Raw genomic sequence first — 12,876 nt, forward strand, 5'->3', positions numbered from 1 at the left:
ATAAATTTCATGTATTGCTAATATTTGCCTTAAAAACAAGTAAACCAAAATAAAATAATTTCACTACTTAATAATCCATTGCAACAAAATAACAAAAACATATAGAATGTATTTTTTATAACACTTAATTTTTGATGTTTAAAAAAATAAAATATTAAAATACTTATACAAAAAAACATATACATAATTATTATTATACTTTTAATTTCAAAACATCAACGATATTCATTACACCAAGTTGCAATACATAAATCATAAAAATATATTTAAAACTAAAATAATTGAACTATTTAATTTATAATAATAAATATTTGCTACTAAAACTCTTTTATTGTTATAATTTTACCTTAAACATAAAATAAACTTAATTATTAAATATGCCTTTTCCCTCCCGTAACACACATAAAAAATTATGTAATACATTATCTAATGGTGCTTTAATATTTATTAATCTTCCACTATTTGGATGAATAAATTTTAGTGCAAACGCATGCAGAAATAATCTATTTAATCCATATTGTTTGAGTTGCTTATTAAATAAGCTATTACCATAAAGTGCATCAAATGCTATAGGATGCCCCATATATTGAGTGTGCGCACGTATTTGATGTGTACGTCCTGTAATAGGAATTGCCATAATTAAAGTTGCTACAGAAAATCTTTCTTGTATAAATATTTTGGTTTTCGCAAATTTTCCTAAGTTTAAGTCAACGTAAGTAAGGCAAGGACGGGCTCTATTAAAAATATTTCTAAACAATGGAACACTAATTACCTTAATAGAAGAACACCACTGACCACATACTAATGCTAAATACTTTTTTTCTATTTTCCTTAAAAGAAATTGCTTATGTAATTCTAATAATGAAAAACGTTGTTTAGCTAATAATAATACTCCAGAAGTATCTCTATCTAATCTATGTATTAGTTCTAAAAACTCTTCTTTAGGACGTATAAAACGCAAAGCTTCAATTATACCAAAATTTAACTTACTACCAGAATGTACAGCCATACCTGAAGGTTTATTAATTGCTAATATATAATTATCTTCATAAAGAATAGCATCATTTAATATGGAAATTTTTTTTAAATGAGAAGCAGAAAAAATGGCACTTCTTTTTGGTTTAACTGGTTGAATATCTGGAATAAATAATTTATCGCCTGTTTGCAAACGATATCTTATTGATATTTTTTTTTGATTAATAAGTATTTTACCTGTTCTAATAATACGATAAATCAAATTTTTAGGAATACCTTTTAAATAACTAAATAAAAAATTATCGATTCTTTGTCCAGATCTTTCGGTAGCAATTAAAATTATATGCATAATAATTTTACACTTTTCATAAAATATAGTTTTTAAATATACAATGGATCAATTACAATACATTTATTTATTAATTATTCGTAATTAAAAACAATAAAAAAATCAATATTTCTAATTTGCTAATAGTTGCGTATACTAGTATAATTATAAACATCTTAAAATAAATGATAAAAACCAAAATTATTTTTATGCACTATACATATAATCCAAATATCCCAAAAAATTAGAATACAATGAACATTCTAATTTTTTTATGCAAAATAATCAACTTAATAAAATTCTAAACATCTAATAAAATTGAACTTATAAAAAAATAAATTGTATGTAATCTACGTATACCACAATAAAAATATACTTTATCATTATTAATCAATCCAATAATGGTGTTAGATACACTTGTACACTTTTAAAACACATTATCTAATATAATAGACTAAAATACCAAATAAAGCATATACTCCTGTTAAATTATGACCATCACTGGAAATCACAAAGAAGTCAGTGATAAACTTAATTTTATCTACATACATATTCATATATTTAATATTGCTAATATTAAATATAAAAAAACCAAATATTGAGTATACTTATAATGAAGAGAATGTTAATTAATGCCACTCAACAGGAAGAATTACGTGTAGCTCTGGTAGATGGTCAACGTTTATATGATTTGGATATTGAAACTCTGGGACATGAACAAAAAAAAGCTAACATTTACAAAGGCACAATAACACGTATTGAACCTAGTTTGGAAGCAGCCTTTGTAGATTACGGCGCTGAACGTAATGGATTTCTACCACTTAAGGAAATTTCCCGTGAATATTTTCCTATAAAAATTTCTTCGTATAACAATAAATATTGTATTAAAGATATCTTACAAGAAGGACAAGAAATTATTGTACAAATAGATAAAGAAGAAAGAGGCAGCAAAGGTGCAGCATTAACTACATTTATAAGTTTAGCTGGTAGTTATTTAGTTTTAATGCCAAATAATCCTAAAGCTGGTGGTATTTCGCGTCGTATCGAGGGTAATGATAGAACTGAATTAAAAGAAATTTTATCTTCATTAAAATTACCTGAAGGTATGGGATTAATTGTTCGTACCGCAGGAATTGGAAAAACCATGGAAGATTTAGAATGGGACCTCACTTTACGTTTAAAACATTGGCAAACAATAAAAAAAATAGCGGACAATAAAACAGCACCTTTTTTAATTTATCAAGAAAGTAATGTTATTATACGTGCTATAAGAGATTATTTACGACCTGATATAGGAGAAATTTTAATTGATAATCCTAAAGTATTAAATCTAGTAAAAGAACATATCACTTCTTTAGGAAGACCGGATTTTACTAATAAAATTAAATTATATACTGGTGAAGTTCCATTATTTAGTCATTATCAAATAGAATCTCAAATTGAATCTGCTTTTCAACGTGAAGTACGTTTACCGTCTGGAGGTTCCATAGTTATAGATACCACAGAAGCATTAACAGCAATAGATATAAATTCTGCTCGTTCTACTAAAGGAATGGATATTGCAACAACAGCATTTAATACCAATTTAGAAGCAGTAGATGAAATTATTCGACAAATGAGATTACGTGATTTAGGGGGTTTAATAGTTATTGATTTTATTGATATGATATCAATACGACATCAACGCGAAATAGAAAATAATTTGCGTGAACTAGCACGACAAGACCGAGCGCGAATTCAAATAGGACGTATATCTCGTTTTGGATTATTAGAACTTTCCAGACAAAGACTTAGCCCATCATTGGGAGAATCTAGTCATTATATTTGCCCGCGTTGTGGTGGTACAGGAAATATTCGAGATAATGAATCTCTTTCTCTTTCCATTTTACGTTTAATTGAAGAAGAATCTTTAAAAGAAAATACTTGTGAAGTACATGCAATCGTACCAGTACCTATAGCTTCATTCTTACTTAATGAAAAACGACATGCAGTAAATGAAATAGAAAAACGCCAAAGTGGTAATGTACGCACAATAATAGTACCGCATGATCAAATGCAAACTCCAAATTATGCGGTAAAAAGAATTAGGAAAGGAGAAGAAGCTACAACACCAAGTTATTTATTACCTAAATTACATGAAATAGAGATCGCTTCTCAATCCACAGAAAATTTAATTGCGGAACATAAAAATTATGAACGTACTAAAACATCAATATATAAAATGAGTTACACAACACCTACTATTAATCTGAATAATTCAAATAAAATAATACAACAAAAAAAAATTTATTCAAAAATAAAATCTTGCCGTATCTCATTTAAGATATTAGTAAACAAGGTTAAATTAATCATAAATTATTTCAATCAAATATTACAGAAAAAATATACCAAATTTCCATCATCTTCTTTTATGTCTAAAAGAAAAAAAAATTTTAAATCTAATAATGCAAATTATACTAAATACAACAAATATTATCGTTACAATCAACATTGTAATCAAATAAATAATAATAATATACAAAACAAACAAAAAAATAATTGAAAACTTTAAAAATAAAACATAAAACTATAAAAATTGACGTATACACAATTTATTTATAAATATGTTAAATAAACATATTTATGTTATTCATTACATATATACAAATAGTTTTAAAAATCTCTCTTAAAAAAATAAAATTAAAAAATAAAAAACAATCCTACCAAAAACTTCTTACATCAATATTTAAAAATAAAATTTAAAAAAAATTTTTTATTTCTTAACAATTGCGTACACATATTCTGTACATATGTTATATTGATATACTACAATGTTTTTTTACAAAAGCTAATAATTATTAGCTGATAAATAACATTGATACAAAATATATTGATATCTTTTTAACCAATAATTATTAATTTAAAAACATGATATGTAACAAAATTCACATTATAACGCCATATATTAAATTTACATCAATAGATCTATTGTTGCAATTAAAACATTAATACTATAATTTTTAAAAAAGCTTTACCATATCTATATATATCAATACAATCGTAAATTTAAAAAACAAATAATTACAATAATTTTAAATTACAAATTAAAAAGCAAACAAAAACCTTATTATTATCAATGATGAAAACTAAATATATACATTATTTTATAATCAAATATAATGTCATCGAAAATAAGAACAATTTTTAATTAAGTTATTAATGAACGTAACACATGTGCCTGTTTTTACAATAAATTTATTACACCCAAAATATTGGTTAATATGGTTAGGAATTATTATTCTTTACATATTTGTTGTACTATTGCCGTATCCCATAATATATTATTGCGGCATAAGATTAGGTCGTTTAGTAATGTATTTTATGAAATATAGAGTAAACATTATACGCCGTAATTTACAATTATGTTTCCCTAATTTAACAATAAAAGAAAAAGAAATACTATTAAAAAAAAATTGTGAATCCATTGGTATGGGATTATTGGAAACTGGAATGGCTTGGTTTTGGCCCAATTGGAGAATTAAATATTGGTGTAAACTTAATGGTTTCAATAATATTATTAAAGCACACAAAAATTATAATGGTATATTATTAATTGGCATGCATTTTCTTACTCTTGAATTAGGAGCACGTGCTTTTGGTATTTTTAATCCAGGTATAGGTGTTTATAGACCAAATAATAACCCTGTACTAAATTGGTTGCAAACTTGGGGTCGTCTACGTTCTAATAAATCTATGATCCATCGAAAAAATCTTAAATCTATATTACGTGCTTTAAAAAATGGAGAAACCGTCTGGTATGCTCCAGATCATGATTATGGATCAAAAAATAGTGTATTTACACAATTATTTGGTGTAACTCACACGGCAACTACTATAGGCACATATATACTAATTAAATTAACTCAACCTGCTATTATTCCATTCATACCTCGACGATTACCTAATGGATTAGGTTATGAATTAATAATATTACCAATCGAAAACACAGTACCTGTAACAGATCGCTTAGCTACGATAAGTTATATAAACAAAATAATTGAAAAAGCTATTTTACTAGCTCCAGAACAATACATGTGGTTACACCGCCGTTTTAAAACTCGCCCAACAGGAAAATCTTCTTTTTATTGATTTTTATTAACTGCATTATTACAAAAATATAATATAACTTTAATAAATTAGTGAAATTAAATTTCATTATTAAACTAATAATTTAAAATATTTCTAAACAAAACTATAAATTTTTTTTGCTTTCATAAAAAATAAAAAATTTAACACTTCTAACTAACACCATTCATCAAGATTTATATGATAAAGAATCATTTTAAATTATAAAAATCTTATAATATAACAGCCTATCAACTAAACCACCATGAATGTTCAATGAAAATAGACTACTTTGTTTTGTTAAAATTTTAATAATCACAGTACAACACTTCAATAAATTATATTCTTATAAAAACAATTGTACATGCTTTATATAATAAATATATATCTCAACACATTTATTGTTTTAAAATAAATTTTATCCAACTAAAATACCCGGGACGAGATTTGAACTCGTACGATAAAAACCGAGGGATTTTAAGTCCCTTGTGTCTACCATTTCCACCACCCGGGCTTTTATATAAAGATAAACCCAGGCACGTTTCGGAATCGAACCGAAGTAAAACGGATTTGCAATCCGCTGCATATCCACTCTGCTAACGTGCCTAAACAAAAATTTAAAATACAAACAAATAAAAAATACAAAATTCATTAAACTATAATATATTATAATTTACCTAAATAACAACATTTTATTTTTAACCGGGAAGATATACTTCGAACACAACAATATTTTATTCAATATATAAATATCCATTTAAATTTTATTTAAATAACAATACAAATTAGCTTTTTGTGTAAAAAAATTAATAAAGTAAACATTATCAGTGTTACTTCACTTAAAATTAAAAATATTATTATTATTTTAAATCATCTTAATTATCCATAAATATTTGTTAATAAAATAAAAGAATAATATGAAATAACATTCAAATATTATAAAAACAAATTATAATTTGATAAAATATGCTGTTAAAACATTAATATTTTTTTAAATTGTATAACATACAAACTCAACTGATATTGCCACTAATCACAAAGTTCACTAAATATATGATTAATAAATGATATAAACATTTAATTAATCTTAAATAGATTATAACGAGCTGCATGTAAATATTGAAACATAGACCAAAATGTTAATACCATTGCAATATATAATGCTATAATACCAAAATTAGTTATGCAATCATCTGGACGCCACAATAATGCTATTAATGCTAACATTTGTATACTAGTTTTAATCTTTGCAATCCAAGATACAGAAATAATATTACATACATTTAATTCAGACAACCATTCACGCAATGCCGAAATAATAATTTCACGTGCAATAATACTAGCAGTAGGTAATGTAATCCACCAAACATGAAAATGTTCTGCAATTAAAATTAATGCCATAGCTATCATTACTTTATCTGCAACTGGATCCAAAAATGTACCAAAATTAGTAGTTTGTCGCCAACGACGCGCCAAAAAACCATCAAACCAATCAGTTATTGAAGCAATAAAAAATATTAAAGCACTGACTAAAGGACCCCAATGAACAGGTAAATAAAAAACTAAAATGAATAATGGTATCATAATGATACGGACTAAAGTTAACCAAGTAGGTAAATTTAAACACATTATGTTCTGCAATGATTATTTAATATGTAATGCGATGACATGTATTTATGATATATTTAATCAATTCTATTTTATAAATTAATTAAAAAAATAAATACGGAGTAATATTAAACAATCCAACAAAATTAAAGAAATTCATAAATTTTATCATCATTACAATAAACCAAAATAAGATAAATATTACAACTTCATACTGCATATCGTATAGTATACAAACATTACGTATTATCTTAAATATTAAAAAAAATATTTTTAATCAAATACCATTGATGCATCAATCATTGTATTTTATAACGAAAATATAATCTGTAAAACAGATATATAACAACTATCATTACATAAATAAGTTTTTTAATAATTTAAATTCTTGTCTTGTTACATAATAGAATATTAAATTATTATTTTTTTTAAAATTAATCACTCAAACTAATTAACTAATTAATAAATACTTTATAATTCATATTTTATAAAAAACAACATCATTAATTACACATAAACATCATTTCAAATAAATAATTTTCAACTTAAGGCATAATAATAATGAAGTAATTACATTATTAATTTCTAAAATTCTATAAAAATAATTATATAATATATTACTTGTAATCAATAAAAATATAAGATTAAATTATTCAAATAAACAACTATATAAATATCATCACCAATAAACTATATTATTACAATAAAATATTCATATACCTTAAAAACAATTAAACATATTCTTGCATTATTTAAATTTTAAAGTAAAAATATTAAGTAATGATATTAATAATTAAATCACTATTATTTTATACTATTTAATTTTAATAATACAAATTTAAAGATAAAACTGGGTCGTATAGGAATCGAACCTATAACCAATTGATTAAGAGTCAACTGCTCTACCATTTAAGCTAACGACCCATCAACATCATTTTATATTAACCTTATTTCAAAAATATTATAAATAAACAGTATATAAATTATTCAATTATATGATATGTATCAACATATGATATGCGTTTATTATTTTGTTATGTACCATGAAAATTAAAATATATAAAAATCGTAACAAAAATTAATTTAATTAATTATATTATATCAATATATTTCACACATTACATTCAATATAATATACTAAATAGACAAACCGAAATTTTATTAACATAATTTAAAATAACAAAAACAAATTCAATTATTGTATTAATAAAATAGAGGAGTAGAGATTCGAACTCTAGAACGTTATACACATTGCCGATTTTCAAGACCGGTGCCTTAAACCACTCGGCCACTCCTCTATATAAAATACAAATAAGCAATCGCATGTTATTCTATAATAAAAATTTATAATTAACAAATATAAAAAATTTTAATTACATTATTTATTTGTTGATTAGCAAAAAATTGATATTACTTACACTATTAATAAATAATTAGCTTTAATTTAAAAATAATTAACAATAAATAATCTGATGACAGTTAAATTATTAATCCAATAAAATAAACGCAAACACAAACAAAAAGTAAATTATGAAATATAATATAAAACATACGAAATTAATTTATATATCAAATAAATATTTAACAAAATATTTATGATTACAACATAAGCACTATCCACAAATTTGATAAACTGAAAAATATTGATCTTACAAAATACACTAAAAATAATATATTTCATAAAATATTTTTATTAAAATTTAATAATTTCATTAATAATCCATATATTATGCTAAAATTATAGTCAATAACATGATAAAACAACAAAAATAAAAAATGTTTATCTTATTTATTTCCTATATACAACAAAATAATAATTAGTAACACAAAACAAAATGACACAATCTAATAAAATACTTATGCAAATTTAAATTTACCACTTGATATAAGTACCTGCATTTCGTAAAAAACCAATTAACACGTTTGTTATTAATAAAATTACTTAAAATAAATTAAAATTATATTAAAATAAAAAATATTATTTTTAACTATTACATAAAAATAGAATCAATAATCCAAAACAAAATGTCATTCAATTTTAAAATTTGATCTATACCACATTATATTATATAATATACTGAATATATATAAAAAATAAATTATTATACTTATCTTGACTTTATTTATCCACACCCCCATGTTTATGGTTCGTAAGATCAAAAAAATAAAAAACAGGAGTATTTTATGATTGCCAGTAAATTTGCCATAGGACAACAAGTAAGGCATAAATTACTAGGATATCTAGGCGTAATTATTGACGTAGACCCAGAATACTCATTGGAAAAACCAACATTAGACGAAGTAACTGCTGATAGTACTCTTCGAACTTCTCCTTGGTATCATGTTGTCATGGAAGATGAAGAAGGAAAACCAATACATACATATTTAGCAGAAGCACAATTAAGATTTGAAACACTATTTTTTCATCCAGAACAACCTGTTTTGGATGACTTAGCTAAATCTATACGTTTTCAATTAAAAACACCACGATTAAGAAACTAAAAAAATTATTAAGATAAATATATCAACATATACTCATATTTAAATGTTACCAGATCTTATAATAACAACGGATTATGCTTTTACTTGTGATATATACAATTGATCAAAAATCAATATAACCATAAAATTATACAACTTTAAATTCTTTACATAAAATAAAAATAGAACTATAAAATAAATTAAATAAAATGCACTTATACTAAAATTACTAAAAACAACTCTGATTATACTAACAGTAATATTATCCTACTACTATTATATTTTAATATAAATAAGCTAACTTAAACATATAAAATTGCTAATTATATCAAATTATTATTCCGTCATGAATAAAATATCAATATTCACAAAAAAATTTAAATATTTTTAAGATATGAATTACTATGTTAAATAATTATAAATATAACTTATATCAACTTAAAAAATATCTTTTTACCTAAAAATTAAACAAATTTTAATTTTATAATACCATAGATTATATAAATATATATTTTATCCAATCAACAATGAATAAATAATATAATACAATAACAATAAATAAAAAAAATTTACATTAATTAAATTATAATTAGTTAATTATATATATTTAATAAAAATATTACAAACGCAAACTATGTTGTATAATAAATACAAACAAATCAAATCATCCCATATTATAGACATAAAACTTTTATATAAGTCTGATTAAATAAATAAATAATTATTTAACTTTAATACTAAATACAAATATTTCCATAATTTCATCAAACTTGCATAAATATAAATTAATTGCACATGATATTCATAAAACAAACATACTAAATTATAAACAATGCCTAATATACTCTAACATTATTATTTAAACAATTTTCATCTATCATACTCTAAAACATATAAAGTATTTATCCCGTATATTGTCATTCTATTCACACCACAAATTTTATAAATTATATCATTTACTAAAATGAAAATTAAATAAAAATAAAACAATATTTTATTAATAATATTTCATTATTTTCTAAAATTATAATTAATATATACTAACTAAATGATTTTAATTGGCAATAATTAAAACATCATAAACCAACACAATAAAGTGATTATTAAAATAATTATTATATGATCATTTTTTTTAATTTATATTAATAACATAAAACAAAAAAACAAAAATATAATAAATACCGAAGATAATTATACACAATAAAATTATACTTAAATATACAATGATGATATTAAACACATGAAAAAATATATCTCAAATTAAATCAAATAAAATTGTAAGTAAAAATAATCCTGTTCTTATATATTATAATTTTATCAAACAAATAGTATATATTTCATAAATTTATAATCTATGTATACAATTATAATTTTGTTGATTAATATCATTTCTTATTTAAGATATATCCAAAAGAGAAAACACATGATCAATAAACGAACAACGTATACAAAAGAAGATTTATTAGCTTCTAGCAGAGGTGAATTATTTGGTAAAGAAGGCCCATCTTTACCCGCTCCTAATATGCTCATGATAGATCGCGTAACTAAAATGAGTGAAAAAGGTGGAAATTACAATAAAGGATTCGTAGAAGCTGAATTAGATATTAAATCAGACATGTGGTTTTTTTATTGCCATTTTATCAATGATCCAGTAATGCCAGGATGTTTAGGGTTAGATGCTATGTGGCAATTAGTAGGATTTTATCTAGGTTGGTTAGGAGGGATAGGTAAAGGACGTGCTTTAGGAGTAGGCGAGGTAAAATTTGCTGGACAAATTTTACCTAGTTCTAAAAAAGTAACTTATTTAATTCATTTTAGACGCATTATAAAACGTAAATTAGTAATGGGCATGGCAGATGGTCAAGTACTTTGTGACGGAGAATTAATTTATACCGCTTCTGATCTTAAAGTAGGATTATTCAAAAATATTAATATATTTAGTTAATATAAAATAAAATATAACCCTTATTTAAACACTCATAACATTACATTAACATACAATATCTATAATACCTCTATATATTAAAATATCTATCATTTAGCAATATTTTAATTATGGCAATTAAATAATTTATATTTCAAAATAACACGACATTATACTAAATATTTAATAGCTATCTAATACAAAACATATTTTTAACACAAGTTATAATTATTACAAGATAACAATTATAAATTTTTATAAATATACAACTATTCTTACGAATTTATATTAATCTTAAAAAGTCAATAACAAGCAAAATTACGTTCGCATCCTGAATTAATATATTTCTATAACACACTTAAATAAAGTGTTTTCAACAATTTAGTAAACTAAATTTATATCATAACTTTCAATAATTGAATTATTATAATTACAATATATTACTAAATAAATGTATTTACAAATAATTATAAAATGAATGAATAAAACTATAATTAAAAAAATTAATTTAAATAAATAATTGTATTACAAAAATAATAAAATATAATATAAATTAAAATTGTGGTATTTATTAAAAAATTGTTTTTATTTATCAATAAAGAGGTTTTACATATCATGGGTTTTCTTAACGGGAAGCGTATTCTAGTTACTGGTATAGCTAATACTCGCTCAATAGCATATGGCATTGCTCAAGTATTACATCGAGAAGGGGCAGAATTAGCATTTACTTATCCGAATAATAAACTGAAACTACGCATAAAAAAATACTCAAATAATTTTAATTCTAATATTATTTGCCCGTGCAATGTTTCAAATGATGATAGTATTACTCAACTTTTTATAGAACTAAAAAAATATTGGTCTACTTTTGATGGTTTTATACATGCCATTGCTTTTGCACCTTCAAACCAATTAAACGGTGATTATGTAAGTGTTATAAATCGTGAAAGTTTTATTATAGCACATGACATAAGTTGTTACAGTTTTGTTGCATTAGCTAAAGCATGCAGAAATATGCTTAATGTACATGCATCCTTAGTAACATTAACTTATCTAGGTGCTCAACGTGCTATTCCTAATTATAATGTTATGGGATTAGCTAAAGCTTCTTTAGAAGCAAATACCAAATATATGGCAAATTCTATGGGTCCTGACGGCATTAGAGTTAACGCCATTTCTCCTGGCCCTATACGTACGTTAGCTTCGTCTGGCATAGCAAATTTTAAAAAAATGTTATCTTATTATGAATCTTATGCTCCAATGAGAAAAAATGTCACCATTGAAGACATTGGAAATACGGCAGCTTTTTTATGTTCTAATCTATCTGCGGCTATTACTGGTGAAGTCATTTATGTAGATGGTGGATTTAATATCACACATACTAATAAACTAGAATAATATTAATTTAATAATTACTAAATTTACAATAATCAATTAAAAAAATTAACTAAAACAT

The 12,876-nt window shown here is 23.3% G+C and carries 7 protein-coding genes and 4 tRNA genes; 5 read left to right on the forward strand and 6 right to left on the reverse strand.

The window, feature by feature from the left end:
* Positions 1–364: 364 nt before the first annotated feature.
* On the reverse strand, positions 365–1,324 hold the full coding sequence (gene rluC / locus BOBLI757_RS02060) for a 23S rRNA pseudouridine(955/2504/2580) synthase RluC (RefSeq protein ID WP_046305047.1): 960 nt from the start codon (positions 1,322–1,324) through the stop codon (positions 365–367).
* A gap of 592 nt (positions 1,325–1,916) precedes the next feature.
* On the opposite strand from rluC, the gene rne reads away from it, so the two are divergent.
* Together rne and lpxL are read left to right on the forward strand one after the other, a co-directional pair.
* Positions 1,917–3,845 carry a ribonuclease E gene (gene rne / locus BOBLI757_RS02065; RefSeq protein ID WP_238954645.1) on the forward strand — a complete coding sequence of 643 codons (1,929 nt, stop codon included), beginning with the start codon at positions 1,917–1,919 and terminating at the stop codon, positions 3,843–3,845.
* 656 nt (positions 3,846–4,501) lie between these two features.
* Entirely contained in the window at positions 4,502–5,431 is a 930-nt protein-coding gene (lpxL, locus tag BOBLI757_RS02070; protein ID WP_046305049.1) for an LpxL/LpxP family Kdo(2)-lipid IV(A) lauroyl/palmitoleoyl acyltransferase, read from the forward strand.
* A gap of 408 nt (positions 5,432–5,839) precedes the next feature.
* Here the strand turns inward: lpxL and BOBLI757_RS02075 are convergent.
* The 5 genes from BOBLI757_RS02075 to BOBLI757_RS02095 all read right to left on the reverse strand — a co-directional run bounded on the left by BOBLI757_RS02075 (position 5,840) and on the right by BOBLI757_RS02095 (position 8,313).
* A tRNA-Leu gene (locus BOBLI757_RS02075) sits at positions 5,840–5,921 on the reverse strand.
* 20 nt (positions 5,922–5,941) lie between these two features.
* Positions 5,942–6,013, reverse strand: a tRNA-Cys gene (locus tag BOBLI757_RS02080).
* Positions 6,014–6,484: 471 nt separating this feature from the next.
* Positions 6,485–7,036: a CDP-diacylglycerol--glycerol-3-phosphate 3-phosphatidyltransferase gene (pgsA, locus tag BOBLI757_RS02085; RefSeq protein ID WP_046305051.1), complete on the reverse strand. Its 552-nt coding sequence runs from the start codon at positions 7,034–7,036 to the stop codon at positions 6,485–6,487.
* Between the two features lie 830 nt (positions 7,037–7,866).
* Positions 7,867–7,939, reverse strand: a tRNA-Lys gene (locus tag BOBLI757_RS02090).
* A gap of 288 nt (positions 7,940–8,227) precedes the next feature.
* Positions 8,228–8,313, reverse strand: a tRNA-Ser gene (locus BOBLI757_RS02095).
* Positions 8,314–9,199: 886 nt separating this feature from the next.
* On the opposite strand from BOBLI757_RS02095, the gene hspQ reads away from it, so the two are divergent.
* The 3 genes from hspQ (at position 9,200) to BOBLI757_RS02110 (ending at position 12,818) form a co-directional block, all read left to right on the forward strand.
* Positions 9,200–9,517, forward strand: coding sequence for a heat shock protein HspQ (hspQ, locus tag BOBLI757_RS02100; RefSeq protein ID WP_046305053.1), 318 nt, complete (start codon positions 9,200–9,202; stop codon positions 9,515–9,517).
* A gap of 1,402 nt (positions 9,518–10,919) precedes the next feature.
* Positions 10,920–11,441, forward strand: a complete 522-nt coding sequence (fabA, locus tag BOBLI757_RS02105; protein WP_046305054.1) for a bifunctional 3-hydroxydecanoyl-ACP dehydratase/trans-2-decenoyl-ACP isomerase — start codon at positions 10,920–10,922, stop codon at positions 11,439–11,441.
* Between the two features lie 594 nt (positions 11,442–12,035).
* Complete coding sequence (locus tag BOBLI757_RS02110) at positions 12,036–12,818, forward strand: SDR family oxidoreductase (RefSeq protein ID WP_046305056.1); 783 nt, start codon at positions 12,036–12,038, stop codon at positions 12,816–12,818.
* The last annotated feature ends 58 nt before the right edge of the window (positions 12,819–12,876 follow it).

Origin of the sequence: Blochmannia endosymbiont of Camponotus (Colobopsis) obliquus, from assembly GCF_000973545.1 — a bacterium.
Lineage (GTDB): Bacteria > Pseudomonadota > Gammaproteobacteria > Enterobacterales > Enterobacteriaceae > Blochmanniella.

Excerpts from the sequence above, each read along its gene's own strand:
- hspQ (WP_046305053.1), top strand. The coding sequence starts at position 9,200 with ATGATTGCCAGTAAATTTGCCATAGGACAACAAGTAAGGCATAAATTA.
- pgsA (WP_046305051.1), bottom strand. The coding sequence starts at position 7,036 with ATGTGTTTAAATTTACCTACTTGGTTAACTTTAGTCCGTATCATTATG.
- fabA (WP_046305054.1), top strand. The coding sequence starts at position 10,920 with ATGATCAATAAACGAACAACGTATACAAAAGAAGATTTATTAGCTTCT.
- lpxL (WP_046305049.1), top strand. The coding sequence starts at position 4,502 with ATGAACGTAACACATGTGCCTGTTTTTACAATAAATTTATTACACCCA.
- BOBLI757_RS02110 (WP_046305056.1), top strand. The coding sequence starts at position 12,036 with ATGGGTTTTCTTAACGGGAAGCGTATTCTAGTTACTGGTATAGCTAAT.
- rluC (WP_046305047.1), bottom strand. The coding sequence starts at position 1,324 with ATGCATATAATTTTAATTGCTACCGAAAGATCTGGACAAAGAATCGAT.
- rne (WP_238954645.1), top strand. The coding sequence starts at position 1,917 with ATGAAGAGAATGTTAATTAATGCCACTCAACAGGAAGAATTACGTGTA.